The sequence below is a fragment of the Bradyrhizobium altum genome (genome assembly GCF_020889705.1).
Lineage (GTDB): Bacteria > Pseudomonadota > Alphaproteobacteria > Rhizobiales > Xanthobacteraceae > Bradyrhizobium > Bradyrhizobium altum.
In genome coordinates this window covers 1-21,026 of record NZ_JACMYP010000099.1, presented here as the reverse complement: position 1 = coordinate 21,026, position 21,026 = coordinate 1, and the positions used below count along the sequence as shown (strand labels likewise).

Sequence of the window (21,026 nt, the reverse complement as noted above, 5' to 3'; positions counted from 1 at the left end):
AATTGGCGCAAAATCAGACCCCACCTAGCCGATGAAAAGCTGAGCAGGATCATGAGGCGCGATTTTGGAGAATTTGTTTTCGCGAGATGGGCAAAGAGCTTCGGGAAGATCAATATCCGGGTCACTTTGGTATCTGGTGGCGGCAAGGCGTGAAGGGTCGGCCGGCAGAATGGTGGCGTTATGTTCGCCCCGGCGCTTGCCACTGGCTGGTCAATACTGCGCTTCGGCTTGCCAAGCTGGTCGAGCCGCGGCGTCCGTGGCGTATTGTCAAATCTGATCGACATTCCACCGTATGGGACGGCGGAGAACTGCTGTTCGAGTTTAATTATCAGGCCTTCGGTATCTCGGCTGATGAGTGCTTTGCCGCGGCCACCGACCCAGGTTCTCGCCCTAGAGAATTGAAGCCGGGCAACGAGTACAAGGCGGGCCTCCCCGCATCAGTTGAGGAGGAACGCCGCCGGCGGGAAGCAGCGCGAAGTCTTGTCGCGGCAAACGACCACAATCCAGGTATCAAGATTGCGTCGTAACAGGGGATCGCCCAGGAGACGTGGGACAAGGCGGCGTGTACTTATAGATCGGCCTTCGCTGCACGTCAGGTGATGTTCGGTTAGGCACCGAAATCGGACATCAGAAGGCACGCCCGCAATGGTCGCAGCGCCGAAGTTGCACACGCGACGCTCACCCTAGAGCCGCATTGCTCTCGACGAAGAGCTGACTTTGGCATCATCTCGTCTGTTCATCTGCAACCTGAACATTTGGATCGTCAGCTCGCACAGAAGTCTGCAAGGCTGCCGGGTCTACCTTCTTCCGCTGTGACCATTCGACAAGATTTTTTGGCCGATACGATGGATCCTTGCGCCACCTATCGAAAACGCTGACATCGATTGTCTCGTTAACATTGATATGAGCGCCATCATCGCGCACTTGGGGCGGCTCTCCTATCGGACGGTAGTAGGCTCCTTCGAATATTTTGTAGATCCCCAAAAGAAATGGACCATACGAGTCGACCACAGGCGAACGAAGCAAATCTCCGTCCAGCTGAACCTCAGACCGGAACGCAAGTCCGTGCGATTCTGCCTTCTTCATCAACCACAGCAAGGATGCCTGAGGAAGCAAGTCAGTCGGATAACCTCCTCCGACATTTGCATGAGCACCTGCGAACCAGCGCTGCTCGACTGACGTCAGTGCTCGCCGCGGCGGCCTAATGATGTCGGTCGGGTCCGTACGATGGACGTCCCAAATAGTCGGAACGAACTTTTTTCGGTGCTCGTCGATGGCTAACGCATGGTATGCGTTGAGGATCGGTAATCGCAACCCTGTTTGCAGATAATCAAATTTCGAACTGCTGATACCTGTAAAGTCACCTGCTTCGATGCCAATCGACCCAACGGTGTCCCAAACTCCAACGAAGTTCACGTAAGCGAGCTGAGAATATTTCAAAAGCAATCGCTCTTGATCGTCTATCTTCTCAGAGTGCGCAGCCTCCATGTCCCTTAGCGTCCAGATGGTTTGCTCATCCGCTCGCCTGTAGCGATCAAACAGTTCTGTGACACCTATGGGCGATCCGGCTTTCAAAATGCCGTCGATTGCGATCAAACCAGCTAATGCTCTCGCAGTGTAGGCGCCGCGGCTAAAGCCGAAGATGAAGATTTCATCGCCAGCATTGTAATTCTCAACTAGCCATTCGTAGGCAGAGCGAATGTTCTCATCGAGGCCTTGGCCAAAAGCCCCTCCGATGAAGCCGTTTACGCCCAGCCCATAGTAGATCAGCTGCGGCTTGCCATCGCCTCCTTTCGATGCGCATAGCGCTCGCATGCGCCATACGTTTGTGTTTGTCCCGATGCTATTCCAAGTGCCATCGAGAAAAACCGCGAGACGCTTTTTCTGCTGCTCTGAGCCGATGAAATCCGGCTGATTGCCTGTTTTTTCCGGAGGGCGTCCAATGTAAACGCCGACACCAATCATCGCGGCGATGCCAATGAAAATCAGAACCTTATGGCCAACTCACCAGACTTTCCGCAAAACGGTCATGGCTAGACGCCTTCGAATCGGATGAAGAAAACGTCATAATACAGCTGCGCGTATGCGGTGGGTAGTGCGCGGTCCATCGTACAACCGATTTCGGACCATTCTTCACGGTTTAGGCGTTGCCTTGGCAGCAATTGAGTGAGGATTGTAGTCGCTGAGGAGCATGGGCTGGCCGAGTTAAGGAGAGTGGCCGGTATGTCGGCTGCCGGCGGTCGCGCGTTGGTGCGGCCGCCCCTTCCGATCGTACCAAACCGCATTATCTTTTTACTGGAGGTGCTTCATCTACAAGGTTCTAGTCGACGACAACTACCATTTTGGGAACGAGAGCGAACGCGTTACGCATGGCGTGTTCGACACGGCCGATGAGGCTACGTCCGCCTGCCGATCCATTGTCGATCAGTTTCTGAACGGTGCATTCGAGCCAGGCATGACCTCGGAGGCCTTGTGGGAGGCGTACGTCGGTTTCGGCGATGATCCCTTCGTGGTACCGGTCGATCCAAAGGACGCACCGGTGGCCTTCTCCGCGTGGGAGTACGCTCGTAGCCGCTGCGCTGAAATAGCGGCCATTCCGCAATAGTCGCGATCAGAGGTCGGGAATGGCGCGGCCATTTTAGTGACAAACCGTCTCGTACTGTCAGCGAACGAGCGGGGGAGCCATGACCAAGTACAGTCCTAACGAAAAGGTGATCGGGCGGTACATCGATAATGCACGGTACCCGGCCCGGATCGTTCGTCTCGAGCCTCGTGACGCAGACCACCACCCCGACGACGGCGATAGCTACCTAGTCCGCTGGGAGCCGCCTGATCCGAATATCCCCGAGACATACGTCGCCCATGAGGAAGATATCCACGGTTTTGATCTGCGGAGCGACTACCTTGGGAACATCGGGCCGCTAATATAGAAGGGCTTCGATCGCTTACCCTTACGATGCTTAGGTCGCGGCGACTTGACCGGAGTACCGTAGAGACGTTTCCTCGATGGACCGGCGGCTGTCCTAGACCACCACCATGGCGAGACGATCAAGTCTCCCACCACTCGGTATTGCTTGTCCCCCGTCACAAAAATGCGGAGGTCGATGGCTTGGCGACTGACCCTGGCCCGACGCTCGTCCCTGACGGCTTCAAGGTAATCGTCGAAAATCTCTTCATAGCCGGCGTACAAAGTTCGCATTAGGCAGCAAGAGCCTCCTGACCGACAACGAAACGCTCGACGATGGTGATCTTGTCGGTCCAATCGCACGAGACAAAGACGTAAGTGTCGCCCGGCATGGCCCCAGGGAAGGTTGCGGCGTACCGCTTGCAATTGGCGAGGTGCGTCATAGCGATCTCGCTATTCTTCGGGGCCGAAATCCACAACCTCACGTCGGCACGGGCCTGCACGAGCTTGGCGAAATCGCCATCGACCGGCAATTCCGGCGATTTTAGTTCACATTCACCAGCAAGAGCCAGTCGCGTCGTGTAACCGTCCGCAACCTCGTACCAAACCATGTCGTAGAGCCACTCTTGACCGGCATTCGCGCATCCCGACGCTGACACCTCGAATTCGAGGTCGTGGCCCAGTTGGCAGATAAACTCCTTGATCGCCGTGGTCGTCAGTGCCCAGTGGCCGCTTTGAAGTGACGCGATCAACGGTGTCGCCGCGAAGTACGCCGCCAACTTTTGTTCGATGATCTCGGCCAACTGCTCTTTGTTGATGTTCTGCGACATGTACCGCTCCATGCTCTGCCAGCCGGCGATGCCGTATCAAAGGTCGCTCTCACCTAAAATCCGGAGCATTCCGGGTGTTGGGCGCTTGTCGCCGCACCAAAGAAGCGCACCTGGGCAAATGGGCGCGCTATGCATCCTTGAGCTTTTCGGCTCTAGTGAAGTCGATCCTAAGGGGTGTACCGCGCCTTGTGCTCACCGGCGGCCCTGGCAAACCTGAGCTAGGGCCGCTCCTTGTTTCTGCAGGCCGCCGTGCGACAGTGTCACCCGTATTCATCCGGGATAAAAGTTCTCCCCGCAGCGCAGCATGTCATCGAGCTCATATTTCCTCTCCACCTAGCAGACTTAATTGGCGGTCGGGCGTTTGCGTGAGCGCCAGACCCGCTCACTTTTCGATTGCATGCCCGACCCCATGCCGATCAAAATGGCTCGGACTGCGGGGCGGGGTTAAATCATGGAAAGCCTATTGTCGCTCGCCATTGGCGGCGCCGTATCATGCATTACTTTTTTAGTCATCATCGCACTCAAGCGACGATCCTCGCAGGACCACGCACGGCAACCCTCAACGCCTGACGCGCCTGAGCAACCGATGGAGCGCACGGTACGGGACACCTCAACGTCTCCATCACCAACGCCCGTCACGGCCGATCGTCCCGCTCTCTCGCGCGCGGTCGCAGCACAGAACGCCGCACCACAGCCCTCGCTGGACGCATCGCACTCCGTCCCCTATCTGATCCCGCAACAACCTGTTCCTGCTTGGCATGCGTGGTCCCTTCCGTCCTTGGGCCTGAAAATAACTCCGCCAGTCACTCCAAACTGCGTGACGTTTTTCGATGTCGAAACAACGGGTCTCAACAGCAATGACCGGATTGTTACGCTCGCCGCGATTAAACTGATAAACCACGAGACGTGTGCAACTCGGCTAGAGGCCGAGTTTATGCATTTGGTATTCGATCCCGGCAAAAAGAGCCATCCGAGAGCGGAGGCCGTTCATGGCTATTCCGACTGGCTGCTTCGGCATCAAGACGTGTTCGATGATCATGCGGCAGTTATTGCCGACTTTTTCAATTCGTCCGACCTGCTGGTCGCGCACAATGCCGAATTTGATCTGACCTTCTATAATAGAGAAATGGAACGCTCCGGCAGGATGGCGTTCTCCAAGGAAACGTTCTGCACGATGACGGCGTACCGAGAGCGCGGCCTTCAAGGAGGCGCGTCTTTGGATGCCGCTTGTCGGAAGATCGGCATCGCTCGATCAAACAACCAACATGGCGCTTTAGAAGACGCATGGCTCGCGCTTCGGCTCTATTTGTGGCTCAAGAACAATCCATTTGCCGCAACCTTGCCATCCGCATTCCAAAAGCCGCCTTCCAACTTGAAGCCAACGCCATCATTGCCGGATGGCCGCTACCACGCCGTCGGCGCCGAACACCGAAGGCAAAACTTGCGTCGGTTACTACCGCGAACGTCGGGCCATCGGCGCGTGCAAACGAATTGTAGAGCCGGCAAAGCTTGCATGGGACAATGCAGTCGCCGCGCCGCACTCTGATAGGGCACTGGAATGACGAAGAAGAACGGGACGTCGGGGGAAAATACCTCGCAGCACATTTCGTATCTGGCTGCACTCCAACAGTTGGCGGATCATTCTAGGCGTGAACTAGCACAACTGATGCCGCACTATGGCGAGCGTGGTCGAATAGCCGAGGAAATCATAAAGGGCGTCCTGACGCGGATACTGCCTAAGCGCTTCTCCATTAGCACCGGCGTGATCTTTTCAGCCGATGGTCAGGTCAGCCAGCAAACGGACATTGTAATCTATGACAACTTCTACAATTCGCCGCTGCTGTCTGAGTTCGGATCATGCGTTTTTCCGGTCGAGACCGTCTACGCCACAGTGGAGGTCAAGTCGGTACTCACAAAGCGCGAGCTTCGGAAGTCGATGGACGCAATCATGCGTCTTCGCTCAGTCGGTCGCAAACGGCACTACGTTGTTCCGGGTCTGAAAATTGAGAACGACAAAGTGAGAAGTGTTTCGTTGAAGCAAATTCAGACCGTGCCACCAAGGAATTACATAGTTGCGTTCTCGGAAAAAGGCCTCGGGCCCAAGTACGAGGGGTTCTGCACCAATCTGCGGGCGTGCCTGGATCAGGACAATTCGCACGTTCACGGCGTGTGCGTGCTCGACCGCAATTGGTTCGCAGGAAGGTGGGCGTTTCGCTCGCCGGCGCAGCTATTCGGACGCGAGGGGCACGGCCTGCTCGACCTGTACACGCACATATTGAAGGGGCAACAGAACTTTAGCATTCATGCTATGGACATGGATGCCTATCTAACAGAGCAAGAAGGCGGCTAGGAACTCTCTTGGTTGTTGCGGGGAAGCTGATGTTCGAAAAGTTGCCGAAAGCACGACGGATCGAGCTTGCTAAGGCAAAAATGGAACGAGTACTCGATCATTTCCTATACGTCGTTGAGCTTCATGCCAACAACTCATTCGTTGTTTACTCTGATACATTAGCTTCTCAAATTCCTGAGAGTTTCGCAGCGAACGCCTTCTTGATCTTTCAGCGCAGCATGCATCAGATCGAGATCGTCCGGGTTTGCGCATTGTGGGATGGTGCCGATCCAGACAAAGAGAATATACCAACCGTTGTCGAGTTGATCGATGACGACGAGATCATCGAGCAACTGGCGGACGAAAATCGCCGCCATTGGAGCGACGTCGAGGGCAATGTCTTCATCGACCCTTCGGACGATCCCGAGACCGTCGAGATGGTCCGGCAAGCGGTAAGACGATCCAATAAGGAATTTGGTGACGAACAGGCGGCGAGGGCGAAATCGCAACTAATACAGGCAATAGCTGATACTCGCACAATTCTGAAATCACCTCGGTGGGCATCAGTAATGAATGTTCGCGATAAGCACCTCGCGCATTCGCTTGAGACAACACGACGGGAAAAGCGAGGTCCAATTCAACCGATGAAGTACGGCGACGAAACCGAGTTGTTGGAGGCATCCATCCCCATCGTCGAGCACCTGTACTGCTGGGTTAACGGAAAGAGCTTTTCGATCAACAATTCGCAGGAAATCGACCAAAAAAACGCCGAAGCTCTATGGAACGGCTGCAAATTCAACGTACTTCGCTAATTGCGTTGTCGCCTCACCGTGAGACACCTCTCAGAGTAGCCGGCACGGATAACCCCTCCACATGCGCGTAGAGAGTCAAGATTGGTGATCACCACCCTTCACCGTTCACTAGGAGGTCGAGCACATCCCCTAGGGGGCGGTGAATCGTTGGCAAAATAGAGGCTCCGACCGGACCATAGGAAATCTTTCATATCCACAAAATGGAGAGTCGCCGCTGGATCAGCACGAAGGCGAAAACGCTTGGGAGAGCTTTCCTGTTTCATCAGGCTCTTTTTGCTCGTGCCCGCGGCCGGGTCAGATGGCGGTCGGCACACTGGTAAAATTCGAAAAACACCAGGCACTTCGTGATGACGGGTCAATTGACCCTGCGTGGGGCGATCAGCTCCGCTCCAATCTCTCCGAGTTGGCCGCCCGCGTCCTGAGGCGGGACACGCCGGTGACGGATCTAGACATAAGCGCTATCTGTCAAATTATCTCCGATCGATACTACCCCAAAACGCAAGGCGACGAACGCCATGTCACTATACCGATGGGTGGATCCCACGTTATTAATTGGGATTGGTACGCGTTTGCGCGGCAGTGGGATGCGGCCAGCGTCGCCCATGCGCTCAATCTCGACAAAGCCGCTCTCACCCGGATCTATGAGCGCGTCTTTTTTCAGTATCGGCAGATCGATCCGCTGAAGAACTAGCAAGGGCTTGTGCGTTTCGTTCGCGTCGAGAAACGCCAGCGGCTTAAAAACGATGCCTTGAGAGCACAGACCTTGGGCGAGATGGCCAAGATGCTCCGACTCTTCCATTAGGACGCCTTCGGCGAGCCCTTTGCGGTGAGTTCGGCCGGACCGTTCTAGATCGCACGCCCGATATCATGGCTGAAGAGATTCCTTACGAGCGCTCGAGCTTGTGGCGAATGATTTCGGCGTCAATCCGAAGCCGCAGCTTGTCCTGTTCGTGGAAGGTGGAACCGAGCTTATGGTCGTCCCCATGCTCTTCGACAGGATGTACGCTACGACGCTTGGCGTGTTCGGCATCGAACTTGTCAGTGTGAGAGGCGTGTCGAATGCCACCGGGGGAAGTTAGCTCGTACAGTGCGCTATGGCGCCTGATCGATTATCTGCATCATCACCAGACGATTGCCTTCGTTCTTCTGGACAGTGAAGGTCTCGCCCCGGTCAATATTGGTAAAGGGCTCCGGCGGGCAGCCTCCATTCATTTTCCGGATCGTCGCGTCACGCGGCCTAACTATGTCAAATTGTGGAAGCTATCCTTTGAGATGGATAACTTCAATGATGCCGAACTCGCAAAGGCACTGACGCGCTATTCGAATGAGCAGGCTAGATTTTCGGCAGCTGATGTCAAGCAGTGCCGCGAAGTGCGAGCTTTCCAAAGAAGAGAGGGAAGCTGCGCACGCTCGACGTCCTCTACACGGAACGCGTGGGACGCAATCTGAACAAACCCCAATTCGGGCGCACGCTGCTTGAGCTTATGTTTGATCCTGCGACAAAAAGGAAGCCGCAGCATCGTCCGATCGTGCGCTTCCTCGAAGAGGTCGCCGAGTGCGCCGCCCTCAATCATCAGCCGGTGACTCAGGCGATATGGGAGTACAACCAACGCACCGGGTATTTCGGGACGCTTCGTCCCGGAGCCGTCGCACGGCGCAAAATTACCTTCGGAATGCCAAAGTGCAATCCCGGAAAGCCCAAATAGTGAGTTGGTACCAGCTGCCGCCGTGCGCACGGCAGGTGGCCCCTCTCCGTGATCGATCGTCGTGACCCTACGCATCCGTATTGGCGGACCCTAATCCAATTTATCCGAGCTGGCGTGCGTACGCTGGAATGCGAGAAAAGAGCTCAACGCCTCAGTTGCGCAATCGCACGAGAGCGTCCGGCAAGGACGCCAAAAACAACACACTGCATACGCATAGCAGAACGATGTCTTTGAAAAGAAACTCGCCCGTCAAATTCCAAGCCATCGGGTCGGTCGATAGGCTCCATTTGACGACCCCTGGCGTCGTGAAGAAGAACGACCACGTGACGGCAAACGTGACAATCCCCATAAGCGATCCCAAGGCCGACAGGAGCGGGTTAAATGCTCCCGCAACAAGCAGGGCAGCGATTGTAAGTTCCGTCACGCCTAGAAAGTAGGCTTCACCCCTCACGCCCAGCACCGAGAGCCAGGAAACAAAGGGACTATTGCTGATAAACTGTGCGATCCCTTGAGCAGACTGCGGTGTGAATTTCTGCATACCGAACGAGATGAAGATGACCACCATGACCCCGCAGAGGATGACGAGCAGTCGATAGGATCCAGCGGGGACGCCTTCGCTGCTCACAGCTTTTCCGTACGGCGGATGATGACCGCTGTACGGAGGCAAACGGCAGTTCGTTACGGAGGCGATACCGAGCCTGGTTCACGTTTCTGTGCCTGAGCCCGGAGCTGAACGCCACGCCGATGCGCCACTACGCCGTTCGTCGAAAATGTTCGACGCTTCGCTGGAAGCGGGCACGGCGCCGACAGAAACTTTGCAGCGAGCGCGGCCGCCTGATCCCGCAATGTTACTTCGGGCTCCTAGATCAGCCCGTTGTTCAGGCAGAGGACTTTGCGACGCCGGCGCCGGCCATCAGCTGGCGCAGTTGCTGCTAGTTTCTCCGTTGTGAAGAGAGCGGCGGACGCCAGCGCAATAGCGCGAATGAGCGCAACGCTACCGTTCAGCCCATCAGCAACCAACAGAGGATGTATTTGCGGGGCCGAGACCATTGCTGGCATAAACCCGTTCTCTACGGCAATACGCGCCGCGCGGTCATCTCGTCTCCTGGCGTGATAAGCTCGAGAACCCTGCGGCCCGCAAACCTACAAATTGTGCAACTTGTCCGTAAGTGGCGATGGGGTTCCGGCGGCCTGTTGCGCCGGTAGCAGGCGGCGGATGATTTCGTTCAATATCTTGGATGCGCTGATCTTAACGTCGGTACCACTGTCCAGTCCGGCCCGAACTATTTCGCCCGCTGCCGCGAACGGCACAGCAATTCGATGCCCGAGCGTCGCAGAGTGTGGTCTTCGCGTCCGAAGCCAAACCGGCGTGCCGGAACAACGATTTGCACGAGGTCCGCGCACCAACCTTGGCTCCGGCGAAGCGAACGATTGCTCCGACCGGAAATGCGTTTCCGCAGCCGTGCGCGGCCGGCCACAGCCCTAAACGACAGGTTGGGTCAAGCTGCCCTCACTGAGTCCAAGAAGTTCGTCACCTCGCGCTTGAGCCGCTCGCTCTCCCCTGCCAAGGATTTGGCAGCGGCCAGCACGTCGGCGGAAGCCGATCCAGTCAGATCGGCTCCGTGCTTTACGTTGACGATATTTGCCGAAACCTCTTGGGTGCCATGCGCCGCCTGCTGAACGTTACGGGAGATTTCCCGCGTTGCAGAACTCTGTTGTTCGACTGCGGACGCAATTGCCAAGGCGATCTCCGACATGTGAGAAATCGTTCCACTGATCTCCCTGATCGAGCCGACCGACTCCTGCGTCGCGCCCTGAATGCCTCCAACCTGCTGTCCAATTTCTCCTGTCGCTTTCGCTGTTTGCTCCGCCAACGCCTTTACCTCGGATGCGACAACGGCAAACCCGCGCCCAGCCTCACCGGCGCGCGCGGCTTCGATGGTGGCGTTCAGAGCCAACAAGTTTGTCTGTCCGGCGATCGCGTTGATCAGTTCAACGACGTCTCCGATGCGCGCAGCGGCCCTCGCAAGCTCTCCGACGCGCTCGTTAGTTTTTCGAGCCTGCGCCATCGCCTCGGTGGCGATCCGGGCAGACTCCTGAACCTGGCGGCTGATTTCATCAACCGACGATGCCATCTGCTCGGCCGCCGCCGCGACCGAGTTTACATTCGCAGTAGCCTGCTCGGATCCTGCAGCGACAGCTGTCGCAAGGTCGAGCGAGTGGCCCGCAGTCGTCGTCAGTGACCCGGCAGATTGCTCCAATCCGATCGATGCATCCGAGATGACAGCGATTACCTGGCCGATGACCGTCTCGAAATCTCGCGTGAATTTGTCGACCCGCGAGCTTCGGTCTATCTTCGCTTGCGCATCCGCCGCGGCGGTCGCTTCAGCCTGCTTCTTCGCGAGCAGGGCCTCTTTGAACGTCTTAAGCGAGCTTGCCATAGCGCCGATCTCGTCGGAACGATCACTAACTGGAACCACGACGTCGTCACGCCCGTCAGCCATGTCGCCGATGGTACTCGTCAGTTCTACAATGGGGGCAATAACACGCCTGCGCAGCAACATAGTCACCGTCAATATCATGCCAAGCAGCAGGAGGGCGAGCAAGCTGGCGACCTTCAGACTCGTTCGGGCATCTCCACGCGCAACAATCGCACGGTTGCGCGCCGCCGCGATCGCTGTATCGCGAACTGCCAAGAATTTCTCCACCGCAGGTACGACTATTTCCGCGAGCTGACCGGTGGTGACGGAATAGTTGGCATCTCCCTGCCCGGCTGCCATCTCCTTGTCGATCACCTTCGCGGCGCGCCCGAAATAGGCCTCCTTGGCATCCAGCAGTACTGCCGCAAGTCCGTCCGGACTACCAAGCTGCTGGACTCCGGCATTCAAGAGGTCGCGATCGGTTTCGATACGGCCTTGGATGCGATCCATGTCGGCTTTCTCAGCCGAGGTTAATGGACGACGATCGTTGAGCGCCCTCAGCAGGACAGATCCTCGGCCGCCCGTGGCAACGCGCAGATCCTGTGCCACGCGAGCTGTATTCAGGAGCGTTATGAGCGATACGTCGCTGTTGGCAATTCGGGTTTCCATGCCATTCAAGAGGGGCTCGATAAGCTCAACCACCTGCGACATGCGCGGTAAAAAGCTCTTTAACATCTCCTGGTCGCGCTCATTCAGCGGTCTTCGCAGTGAAGCATCCGTCATGTTCCGCAATTCGGCAAACGTCTTTGCAGCTCGGCTCAGGCCGTCGGCAACTGCTCTCCCATCATCGAGCGCAGCAACCATTGTCTGCGCATGGGCTAGGGCGGTGTCCGCCGATTGTTTGACCTTCGCTGTCCCCGAGAGCTGAGCGCCGCTGGCAGCGTTTTCCTGAAAGAGTTGTCCGAGATAATCCGCGCGTGTGCTCACGACTGTTTGCCCGAACAAGAGGACTGCAGCGAAGGCATCGATGACTTCGATTGCACGGGTCTTGTCCGCCAAGGTTCGATATTGCGTCATCATAATCTGCGTAGCCGGCACAACTGCGAGTGCCATTATCGACAGCATAGAGATGGCAAATAAGCGCCCGATCCTCATGAATATTCTTCCCCCTCAACAGCCAGCGTCTGCGTCTGAGATGTGTCCATTAACCTTGGTTTTTGGCGCAATGGCGCCCTCAGTCTTGCCTGTGCTTGGCATCGAGCGCCAGCGCTCGGATCGTTTCGAGCGACGTTCCCGCTGGTTGCCGCGAAAAACAAGCCGCCCACAGTGGCGAATGCTTCCGACTTCACATCCGCACTATCAGCAATGCCGGGCCCGCACAGTCGTGGCTGCACGTTGCGTACGACACGCAGCCACGACGAACGAACGCTCATCGACAAGTGCAAGGTAACTAGCCCACTACTTGCCGGCTGCCTTGGGCGCAAACCACGGCGGATCAACACGCGTTTGAATGGTGACCGACTTCAGGTGGGTGTACAGGTCCAGAGTCGCGTGAGAGAGTTCAGCTCCATAGCCGCTCTCCTTAAAGCCGCCGAAAGGAGAGCCGCTTGCCAAATTGAAGTATCGGTTAATCCAAACCGCGCCAGTCTCCAAGCGCTCTGCTGTTTCCCACGCAGACCTTAGGTTGCTCGTGTAGAGGCCGGCAGCAAGACCGTAGCGAACCCCGTTTGCTTCGGCGATCATCTCTTCATAATTGCTCCAGCGCATCACGCTAAGCACCGGGCCGAAAATCTCTTCTTGTGCGATGCGCATGCTGTTGCGAGCTTCGAAGACGGTAGGCGCGATGAAATAACCGGCTTTGTGCCCTTCAATGTCGACGCGGCTCCCGCCAGTCAACAGGCGCGCTCCCTCCGCCTTGCCGATATCTATGTAGTTCAATACCCGCTTGCCCTGTTTCTCGCTCACCAGATTCGACAGAATTGTATCGTCGCCAAAGGGGGATCCGACCCTCACCCGCTCTTCCATTCCCGCCACGAGCCGGTCCATTACCTCCTTGTAGATTGCGTCGTGCACAAAGAGGCGAGTGCCAGCCAAGCACGATTGCCCGTTACAGTAGGTTGTCGCAAACATTGCGTTATCTACCACCGCATCGATGTCCTCGATATCGGGGAAGATGATATTGGGGCTCTTGCCACCGAGCTCCAAGGTCACCGGTACCAGCCGCTCTGCCGCAGCGTGAGATATAGCTCGGCCGACCTCACCACTGCCAGTGAACGAGAGCTTGGCGACGCCAAGATGCGAGGTGAGAGCGGCACCAGCTTCCGTGCCGAAGCCGGGAACGACGTTAATCACTCCAGGTGGGAAGATCTTTGCAATATGCTTGCACAGCTCCATAGTGCTGAGCGACGCATTCTCATCGGGCTTGAGCACCACTGTATTGCCAGCTGCTACAGCGGGCGCGACCTTGTGCGCGGTCATGATTGCGGGAACATTCCAAGGAATGATCTGACCACAAACGCCGTAGGGCTCCCGACGCGCAATCATGTAGCCGTTCGGGATTGATCGGTTTAGCCCCTCATGGACGACAGCCGCGGCCGCAAAATACCGGTACTCAGCGACTGCAATCGTGTGATCCAACTTGGTCTCGAAGAGCCGTCGACCGATATCCATTGAATCGATCTGCATTAGGCGTGGCGTATCCGCCTCGATCGCAGCGGCGAGCTGAAGCAACATCGCCGCTCGCTCCTCAGGCTGCGTCGCCTTCCACGCAGGAAAAGCCTTCTGCGCAGCCAATACCGCGGCGTCGATTTCCGGCTTCCCACACTGAGCAATTCTCGCCAATTGCTCGCCTGTGCCACTGTTATTGGCGGCGAACGTCGGTCCGCGGACCGGCACGAACTCGTTGTTTATGAACGCCCCATACGTTTCCGACAAACCGAGCTTAGAAGTCGAACTCATGAATCCCTCCACAATGAAGCCGTTATCCGTTCGCCCAGGAGCAATGCCCGCGGCGCTTAACTTTCCAAATCGCTCAACACCACTTCAGGCGAGCGTCATCTCTGAACGTCAGAGCAGCCCTGTCGACTGCATCAGCAACGCGGCGTCCAACTCTCTTTGCCGCTTCAATGCCGCCAAGCACCATCTCATCGATAAACGCGTCGGAACGCGTAACGGTCATCAGGCCGAAGGATGAGCCGATGTAGTTGGGGTCATTGCACGTCGCGGCTTCTGCGCAACTCGACACAATTCCAGTTCCCACCCGGAAAACGCCGTGCCGTTCGCTTAGCGAGAAAAGATATTGAAGCGAGTTCAGCTTATCGCCGTTCACGCCCGGCTCCCCTATCTGACACTTTCGACGCAGCCTATGACCGGAAGCCCAACCGTACTGGCCGCAAGAGGCTTGCGCTATCCGCCGATTGCGCAGTTGCGCCTTCAGATATCCGGATCTTTCGAACACGCCTGCATTTTCGGGGTACGAAAGGAGACCGCGTGGAGAACGCCTTGTGATCGGCAAAAGCTAGTGGAACGGGAGATGTCACGGCGAGACGCTCGTGTCACATTGACACTCGAACACCCAATACTTGGCTGCCCAGCTCATTAGAGCGGAAAGATGTCGCTGGTGAATAGGCGGAGAATATTCGGTGGCGCTAATCGCTTCCGACATGCGCGCTCGCGTCGAACCCGATAAGGGCACGCTTTGCGCGATCACCTTCATCGCCCGCCGCCCCCTTCACGGTCAGGCCTCGCCGGTGACGCACCACGGCAAACATCTTTTTGCGAACCTTTCCTCTCCGCTTCTCGTCGGACGCTATCACTCTCTGGCGGTTGAGCTCGAAGAGGCACCCTCCACACCTCTCGTCGTCACCGCACGGTCAGAGAAAGGAGAGATCATGGCTCTAGCGCATCGTTATGCGCCAACCTATGGCGTACAATTCCATCCGGAGTCGATACTTACCCAGGATGGCAACGCCCTCCTTGCCAACTTCCTAAATTGCGCCGATGAATGGAATCAAGAGCACATCAAGCGCGGAAGTACACTGCTGGCCGTGTCGCCGACGTCGAGCGGCTCAACGAAGCAGGACTCGGCCAGGGCTCGGTGTGAAAGGACAAGACACGTGGGTCCGTCGGACTATAGAACCGCTGGGGAAATTGAGAGGAAGCGGCATAGACTAGCCTTGCCATCTCGAAGTGTCACAATGTCGATCCAGTCATATTTCAACTCCGGGCATCCATGATCCGTCACATCGCTCTGTTCAGCGCAAACAACGAAGTCGACATCGTGCGAATTATCGACGGCCTTGCGCTTCTTACCAAGATCCCACACGCGCGCCGACTCGAAATCGCACGAAATGCAAAGAAAGATCAGATTGAGAATACAATCGATGTCGTCGTCTATGGCGAATTCGACAGTGAAGCAGCACTTGCGGCCTACAAGGCAGACGCCCTTTACGAAGAGTCTATCAAGCGCGTCCGGCCAATTTGGGAGGTACGGCTCGCCGTCGACTACGAGGTTGCGAGCGCGGTGGAACTCCGCTTGACTTAAGTCCTGGGCACACAAATCGAAAGCGGGTCGTCACGCAAGAACGACCTGCACTTGACTTTACATGATTTTCTCGAACTGCGTCGCCTCCCGCAATGGCGATGTTTCGCAATACGCGTCGAGCAGATTGGCGCGTTCGGATCTGGCCAGATCATTCGAAACTTGCACTGCACAAGTTAGCGGCAATCTTTCAAACAAGATTGAGCGTTGACAATCTTGGCAAATCGCGAAGATCGGCTACCAAGTGAGCGGAGATATTGTAGTGCCTGCCAAGCAGGGGGGCAGTTTATGGTCCGAAGTGGGCGACGTGAGGTTGATCGCGCTGCGAGCGAGGCCCGGACTGACCTTGCGAGACGTTGCTCATCATCTTGGCCGTAGAGAGGCGGCGGTTGCTTCCCGGCTTTCAATCGTTAGAAGCCGCCTCAGGAGCGACAAGGCCGTCTACTGGTCACTGGTCTACTTTACTGCTCTTCTGCTCGGTGCCGGTCTTGTGGGTGACAAAAAACGAGTTTTTCTCGCTAAGTCGCAGGCATCGAGAGTGATGCGTCAGGGACAATGCCAGAGTATTGACACAAGCATTGTGAACCCACCTCATCTGTTAGTCATGGAGAATCACACCTTTAAGCGGATCGAACTCGTCTCTCCAGGGCGCACGCTCCAGCACGGCCTTGGTGTCGGCATAACCCAAGTCCCACCGTTGCATGATTCCCTTCGCGCTGAAATCGATGTCCTTGGTATGAGTTTCATGGTCAAGCCGGGGAGCAAGAAGACGCACGACGTGCATTCGGGTTCGGCATCCATAGGCAATCAGTTCGCGAACAGCGGGATCGGCTCGCTCACCCTCCGATAGTCTAGAGGCTAGCTGATCGATCACGTGACGGAGCCGGTGCGACTGCTGATGTCGCGCGATTTGGCTGGCGATCCGGCTGGAGTACTGTACGTCCTTGTACCGGTTGAACACCTCCGACATTGTCGTCGGCTCATGTCCGATCGGATTCCACAAATGCACGGCGAAAATTAGCGAGTTCTTGCGCGGGTTGTCCTCAAACACCACTTCCGTTGGCGTGTTGGAAAGGATACCCCCATCCCAATAGAGTTCGCCATCGATCCTGATGGCCGGGAACGCAGGCGGTAGCGCGCCCGAAGCCATGATGTGCTTCACTGCCAGTTCGCTGTCACGACTGTCGAAATAGTGCATCTCGCTAGTACGAACCTGGGCGGCGCCGACAGTCAGCCGCGGCTTGCAGCGATTGGCGAGGCTAAAGTCCACGAGCTCGTCCAGCGTGTCCTGGAGCGGCGCTGTCGAATAGAAGCCCGCGTTATCGGCGCCGAGAGGATAAAAGTCTCCCGCACGAGCCAGCGGGTTTGGGCGGAAGAAACCTGGAATTCCGCCAGCAAGTGTCGCCCAGGATGCGATCTTGGCATCAAGATCCGGCAACCCCGTCGGAAGATTCCAGATAGCTTTCCGCTCAATCCGGCTCCAGAAGGTTCTGAGCTTCGTTAGCCTGTCCTCAGGCTCGTTTCCCGCAATCAGGCTGGCGTTGATGGCTCCGATCGACGTGCCAATGATCCAATCCGGCTCCAATCCCGCCTCCTGAAGAGCCTGATAGACGCCGGCCTGGTACGCGCCAATTGCCCCGCCACCTTGCAGGACCAGCACCAATTGGCCTGGCAGGTCGCTGCTGGCTTGGCTCAGGTCGCCCTGGGTCGCATCCATATCTCGCTCCTGTGAGCATTGGGTCCTGTATCCTTCGCGGCGCTGGGAGATTTGTTACGTCCACAGGCACACTCGCTGCCGTCCTAAGGATCCTGCGAAATCAAACGCTCCGCCGCCGCCAACGACGGCACGAGCGTGTTACCGGTCTTATGGCTAGGCGAACTACGCTAGGTCACACCGTTCTTGGATCGGTATACGAATCGAGACATCGGCGATTTGGATGTCTCGTTGATGATCGACGACCCGCTCAGTCGTCCTATCGTTCAGATTTGGATCAGTATGAGTACCAAGCGAGCGCCTGCATGAGAACGCACTCGCCGCACAGCGTGCTGCTGTCGGCAAATACGCACCGCTCCACTCGCATCTAGATCAAGTCAGTGGCCTGGCCGCCGGAAAGCTCCACTTTCCGTCAATGATCTCGGACCGCGGGCGAAACATGCGTACAGTATAATTCCAGCCACGCGTGATCGGGATGCAGTTTGGTATGTTACCGTCGCATCCACCAAACTGGATGGTGACCATGCCGCCTTGATCTTTTTGCCGTCAAGGCTGTTCACCGAGTAGGTGTTGGTCGAGTTGGCCTCTAGGAAACCATCGCTACCGTACACGGTAAGCGACCAGAAGCCGTCGACGGGAACATCACCGACCGTCAGCCTGTAAATGGTAGCGCCGTCATTTCGCTCCGGAACGATCGGAAGATAAATCGCATCCTTCTCGGGATTACCGCCCCACAGCATCGCGCTTCCGATCAGATGCTTTACAGGATCAACCTGCTGTTTGGTGGCGCCAAACATACTGCGCGTATCGGAGACTGTCGTCCCTAGCTGAATGAATGCAGCCCTTATCTTGTTAAGGCTTGCCTGATCCCAGTCCGGCACTTGAAATATGCCAGTGTGCTCTTGGCGAAACGCGATCGCATCCTGCAAGCCATGGACCTTTTGTATTTCCGCCTGATCTGAAAAATCGACCAAGAATCTAACAACAACAATGGCGTACCGAGTCCCAACCGACTCGCGCGTTAGAACGTGCACGCCCGGTTCATAGAATGTTGCTCGTGTAAATTGATCCTCGTTGACGATCTGCATCCCCATAAAGCGCGGAGCGCCATCCGGCAACGTAATCGTGACAGGCCCGGCATCGAAGTCGAACACCCCAAACGAATACAGAGTATCGCGGTTTGGACGCACAATGCCTTGCTTGACGGGTGGCGCGAGCTCACGGCCGTGGACAAATTTCCCGAACCCACCATTTTTGACTGTGCCCCCAAAGTACACATCGGTCTGAGCACGGCTGTAGTTATCAACGTTGACGGTTGACGACACCGTTGATGTCGTTTGAGCAGACGCCGTCGAGCTCGCTAGCGTTACTGACATTGCGGACAAAACGGTCATGATGATCTTCATTGTTATTGCGGCGAAACGCCTCTTCGTCCGGCATCTAATTCGTAGCGCGCCGAAAGCGAAAATGAAGACCCTAGTTTGACAACCTTCCTCTCGAATATGGTAGGGTGCTGCATGGACCTCAATGCAGTGCGCATGTTCGTCGCAGTTGTTCAGGCAGGTAGCCTCTCCGCGGGGGCGGTCCGCCTCGGAATTCCTCTTCCAACGTTGAGCCGTCGAATACGTGAGCTAGAGTTGCAGTTCAAGGTACAGTTGCTCGAGCGGTCAACGCGTGGGACGAAGCTTACGGACGCCGGAGAGAGATTGTACGAGCATGCCGGACGCAGTATCGAGGCACTAGTGGAGGCCGAACAAGCTGTAACAAGTGACCAAGCACGCCTAAAGGGCCGGCTGCGCTTGTCGTTACCACAAGCGTTCGAGCCATGGTGGAGTCTACTGAACTCCTTCCAGCACAAGTATCCCGAAATCCAGGTTCAGGTTTACACGACCGAGCGCCGCATGGACTTGATCGAGGACGGAATCGACGTGGCACTTAGAGTCGGCACGATCGTTCACGAGACGATGGTCGCCCGGAATGTTCTATCCTATCGGCACATTCTCGTCGCCAATCCACAACTCGTGCGGGGCTTCGGCACGCCGGCGGCGCCCCACGACCTGAATAGATTTCCTTGTGCCGTATGGACGTCAAGGATGGACAATCCTGTTCAATGGGACCTTGGCGGCCAGGTGATTACGCCTAAGACGAAACTTGTTAGCTGGATTTTTGCCAAACGTATCGCCCGACCATCATTCAAGCCTGTCAATCCTAGTTGACGTGTCAACATTGATGTTAACGCGGAAGGGCCGGCTGCGATCATCGAAAGCTGCCATGCCCACCAGTCGCAGCTAAGACAAGGATAATCTCAGTAAGCTTGCGCTTTCCCTCGATCGGTTCGGACACCGAAGTGCTTCTGATGCCCGTCATCGAGATGTCGTGCGTCGCGTCCGCCCCGAAAACAAAGCGGCTCAGCTCAACTACGTCCAGCAGGTTTGATTTCAGCGACCAAAATGCGTCGCCAAATAAGAAACAGCCTCATTGCCCGACGGCGGCGCGTCTTGAGCGTGGACGGAACGTCTCGTGTGCTGCTGGCATATGGCAAGCGCCTTCACAGAGCATTACGCGCCCGGCCGGCTTCCTCACGGACACGTGAGAAGCGCGTTGCGTAACGACGAACTCGCCCTCAGCGAACGAGACGGTGGGCCCGTTGCCCAACCCAAAAGGAGAACTTCCATGTCTACCAGGACCGCCATTAGCTCGCTCGTGATCGCGAGCGCCGTTTCAACCGCGCTCTCAACGCTGGCCGTTGCAGCACCTTTAACGAATGCTGAAGCCGAGGCAGCTATCGCCGCCAAGAAAGAGAAGTGCTTTGGCGTCGCATTGAAGGGCCAGAACGATTGCGCCGCCGGGCCCGGCACGACCTGCCAGGGCACCTCGACCATCGACTTCCAAGGAAACGCGTGGAAGTTCGTCCAGGGCGGCACCTGCACGAACATCGAGCTACCTGGCGGCAAGCACGGCTCGCTGAAGCCGGTCTAAGACATCGGTCCAGGGCTTAGAACTGAATAGCGCGGAGAAGCAACGTGAAGTCAGCGATGAAGCTCCAGACGGTTGCCACGGATCTCCTCCGCGTTTCCTTGTCAATCGGTGGCGTTGCAGGAACGAGCTTTAAGCCAGATCATCTTCCAGCCATCCTAGATGAAAAGGAGCGATGCGGCTTCTTTGAGGTTCACGCCGAGAACTACATGGGCGCGGGTGGGCCGCCACATCGCGCGCTGGAACGGTTGCGCCGTGACTATCCCCTTTCGCTGCACGGCGTCTGCATGTCGATCGGAGGTCCAGTTCCGCTCGATAGCCAACATCTGGCGCGCTTCCGCGATTGCGGCCCGTTCTTGTTCATTGAGCTTCCCTTTTCAGTAGCCGCAAGCGTCCCACAAGGAGTAACGAAGCGCCTCCGCACCGCTAATAGTCCGGCTGCGGTCAGAACATTGCATGTAGACTCGACGAGCGAGCAGGCCACTGCAACTCGCCTCTCCCACGTCGTTCCTCAGGCCACCGCTAGCGAGTACCGCTTTGCCGTGGCCAGGATCCGGCTAGTCCTCCGTCTCGTGGCGGGAATCGCTCATGTCTGCCGCCTCTCCGCGCTTCAGTTCTCGATCGATCCGCATTTTGGCACGGCGGATCGCTAGGAGCTTCATACTGGTTCGTGTCTTTCCAACGACACTTCTGCCGTTAAGTATGAAGCTGTAACGCCAAACGAACGATTCCAACTCATTGATGGTGATTTCAATACCTCGATACTTCACATAAACAGTACGCATCCGACGGGC

21 protein-coding genes and 2 pseudogenes are annotated in these 21,026 nt (G+C 56.7%); 14 read left to right on the top strand and 9 right to left on the bottom strand.

Going from position 1 to position 21,026, the window contains the following annotated elements; genetic code table 11:
- The first annotated feature begins 86 nt into the window (after positions 1 to 86).
- Positions 87 to 527, top strand: a complete 441-nt coding sequence (locus H8B02_RS23180) for a hypothetical protein (protein ID WP_229168426.1) — start codon at positions 87 to 89, stop codon at positions 525 to 527.
- 196 nt (positions 528 to 723) lie between these two features.
- Here H8B02_RS23180 and H8B02_RS23175 read toward each other — a convergent pair whose 3' ends face one another.
- Positions 724 to 1,965, bottom strand: a complete 1,242-nt coding sequence (locus H8B02_RS23175; protein WP_229168425.1) for a T6SS phospholipase effector Tle1-like catalytic domain-containing protein — start codon at positions 1,963 to 1,965, stop codon at positions 724 to 726.
- Positions 1,966 to 2,374: 409 nt separating this feature from the next.
- On the opposite strand from H8B02_RS23175, the gene H8B02_RS23170 reads away from it, so the two are divergent.
- The gene (locus H8B02_RS23170; protein ID WP_229168424.1) at positions 2,375 to 2,605 is read left to right on the top strand and encodes a hypothetical protein; all 231 of its coding nucleotides are present in this window, start codon (positions 2,375 to 2,377) and stop codon (positions 2,603 to 2,605) included.
- A 79-nt stretch (positions 2,606 to 2,684) separates the two neighbouring features.
- Entirely contained in the window at positions 2,685 to 2,930 is a 246-nt protein-coding gene (locus tag H8B02_RS23165) for a hypothetical protein (protein ID WP_229168423.1), read from the top strand.
- Positions 2,931 to 3,198: 268 nt separating this feature from the next.
- Here the strand turns inward: H8B02_RS23165 and H8B02_RS23160 are convergent, their stop codons facing one another.
- Complete coding sequence (locus tag H8B02_RS23160) at positions 3,199 to 3,735, bottom strand: hypothetical protein (RefSeq protein ID WP_229168422.1); 537 nt, start codon at positions 3,733 to 3,735, stop codon at positions 3,199 to 3,201.
- A gap of 451 nt (positions 3,736 to 4,186) precedes the next feature.
- Here H8B02_RS23160 and H8B02_RS23155 point away from each other — a divergent pair, with 451 nt between their 5' ends.
- Genes H8B02_RS23155 through H8B02_RS23145 form a run of 3 tightly spaced genes read left to right on the top strand, consistent with a single transcriptional unit; the run spans position 4,187 to position 6,876 of the window.
- Positions 4,187 to 5,281, top strand: coding sequence for a 3'-5' exonuclease (locus H8B02_RS23155; protein ID WP_229168421.1), 1,095 nt, complete (start codon positions 4,187 to 4,189; stop codon positions 5,279 to 5,281).
- Between the two features lie 12 nt (positions 5,282 to 5,293).
- Positions 5,294 to 6,085: a DUF6602 domain-containing protein gene (locus tag H8B02_RS23150; RefSeq protein WP_229168420.1), complete on the top strand. Its 792-nt coding sequence runs from the start codon at positions 5,294 to 5,296 to the stop codon at positions 6,083 to 6,085.
- A 29-nt stretch (positions 6,086 to 6,114) separates the two neighbouring features.
- Positions 6,115 to 6,876 (top strand): AbiU2 domain-containing protein, encoded by a 762-nt coding sequence (locus tag H8B02_RS23145; protein WP_229168419.1) that lies wholly within the window; start codon positions 6,115 to 6,117, stop codon positions 6,874 to 6,876.
- A gap of 445 nt (positions 6,877 to 7,321) precedes the next feature.
- Here the strand turns inward: H8B02_RS23145 and H8B02_RS23140 are convergent, their stop codons facing one another.
- Complete coding sequence (locus H8B02_RS23140; protein WP_229168418.1) at positions 7,322 to 7,675, bottom strand: hypothetical protein; 354 nt, start codon at positions 7,673 to 7,675, stop codon at positions 7,322 to 7,324.
- A gap of 103 nt (positions 7,676 to 7,778) precedes the next feature.
- Here H8B02_RS23140 and H8B02_RS49050 point away from each other — a divergent pair, with 103 nt between their 5' ends.
- Both H8B02_RS49050 and H8B02_RS23135 read left to right on the top strand, forming a co-directional pair.
- Positions 7,779 to 7,955, top strand: coding sequence for a TOPRIM nucleotidyl transferase/hydrolase domain-containing protein (locus H8B02_RS49050; protein WP_376711704.1), 177 nt, complete (start codon positions 7,779 to 7,781; stop codon positions 7,953 to 7,955).
- Between the two features lie 282 nt (positions 7,956 to 8,237).
- Complete coding sequence (locus tag H8B02_RS23135) at positions 8,238 to 8,582, top strand: hypothetical protein (RefSeq protein WP_229168417.1); 345 nt, start codon at positions 8,238 to 8,240, stop codon at positions 8,580 to 8,582.
- Between the two features lie 151 nt (positions 8,583 to 8,733).
- Here the strand turns inward: H8B02_RS23135 and H8B02_RS23130 are convergent, their stop codons facing one another.
- From H8B02_RS23130 to H8B02_RS23115, 4 genes are all read right to left on the bottom strand, one after another.
- Positions 8,734 to 9,207: a YkgB family protein gene (locus H8B02_RS23130; protein ID WP_312001146.1), complete on the bottom strand. Its 474-nt coding sequence runs from the start codon at positions 9,205 to 9,207 to the stop codon at positions 8,734 to 8,736.
- 874 nt (positions 9,208 to 10,081) lie between these two features.
- Complete coding sequence (locus H8B02_RS23125) at positions 10,082 to 12,157, bottom strand: methyl-accepting chemotaxis protein (protein ID WP_229168416.1); 2,076 nt, start codon at positions 12,155 to 12,157, stop codon at positions 10,082 to 10,084.
- Between the two features lie 303 nt (positions 12,158 to 12,460).
- Positions 12,461 to 13,960 (bottom strand): aldehyde dehydrogenase family protein, encoded by a 1,500-nt coding sequence (locus H8B02_RS23120; RefSeq protein WP_229168415.1) that lies wholly within the window; start codon positions 13,958 to 13,960, stop codon positions 12,461 to 12,463.
- Positions 13,961 to 14,033: 73 nt separating this feature from the next.
- Entirely contained in the window at positions 14,034 to 14,330 is a 297-nt protein-coding gene (locus H8B02_RS23115) for a hypothetical protein (protein WP_229168414.1), read from the bottom strand.
- Positions 14,331 to 14,664: 334 nt separating this feature from the next.
- Between H8B02_RS23115 and H8B02_RS48605 the strand changes: the two genes are divergently transcribed.
- Together H8B02_RS48605 and H8B02_RS23105 are read left to right on the top strand one after the other, a co-directional pair.
- A complete protein-coding gene (locus H8B02_RS48605) occupies positions 14,665 to 15,237 on the top strand; it encodes a glutamine amidotransferase-related protein (RefSeq protein WP_312001147.1) in 573 nt (190 codons plus the stop codon).
- On the top strand, positions 15,234 to 15,545 hold the full coding sequence (locus H8B02_RS23105; protein ID WP_229168413.1) for a Dabb family protein: 312 nt from the start codon (positions 15,234 to 15,236) through the stop codon (positions 15,543 to 15,545). Before H8B02_RS48605 ends, H8B02_RS23105 begins: the two co-directional genes overlap by 4 nt.
- A gap of 595 nt (positions 15,546 to 16,140) precedes the next feature.
- Here the strand turns inward: H8B02_RS23105 and H8B02_RS23100 are convergent.
- Both H8B02_RS23100 and H8B02_RS23095 read right to left on the bottom strand, forming a co-directional pair.
- Entirely contained in the window at positions 16,141 to 17,259 is a 1,119-nt protein-coding gene (locus tag H8B02_RS23100; RefSeq protein ID WP_229168412.1) for a patatin-like phospholipase family protein, read from the bottom strand.
- A gap of 374 nt (positions 17,260 to 17,633) precedes the next feature.
- Complete coding sequence (locus H8B02_RS23095; RefSeq protein WP_312001145.1) at positions 17,634 to 18,662, bottom strand: DUF1254 domain-containing protein; 1,029 nt, start codon at positions 18,660 to 18,662, stop codon at positions 17,634 to 17,636.
- Positions 18,663 to 18,758: 96 nt separating this feature from the next.
- Here H8B02_RS23095 and H8B02_RS49045 point away from each other — a divergent pair.
- The 4 genes and pseudogenes from H8B02_RS49045 to H8B02_RS23080 form a co-directional block, all read left to right on the top strand.
- A pseudogene (locus tag H8B02_RS49045) lies at positions 18,759 to 18,947 on the top strand (LysR family transcriptional regulator); the annotation flags it as partial.
- Positions 18,948 to 18,962: 15 nt separating this feature from the next.
- Positions 18,963 to 19,472 carry a LysR substrate-binding domain-containing protein gene (locus tag H8B02_RS23090; RefSeq protein WP_229168411.1) on the top strand — a complete coding sequence of 170 codons (510 nt, stop codon included), beginning with the start codon at positions 18,963 to 18,965 and terminating at the stop codon, positions 19,470 to 19,472.
- A gap of 457 nt (positions 19,473 to 19,929) precedes the next feature.
- Positions 19,930 to 20,235, top strand: a complete 306-nt coding sequence (locus tag H8B02_RS23085) for a BufA1 family periplasmic bufferin-type metallophore (protein ID WP_229168410.1) — start codon at positions 19,930 to 19,932, stop codon at positions 20,233 to 20,235.
- Between the two features lie 56 nt (positions 20,236 to 20,291).
- A pseudogene (locus H8B02_RS23080) lies at positions 20,292 to 20,573 on the top strand (multinuclear nonheme iron-dependent oxidase); the annotation flags it as partial.
- Between the last annotated feature and the right edge of the window lie 453 nt (positions 20,574 to 21,026).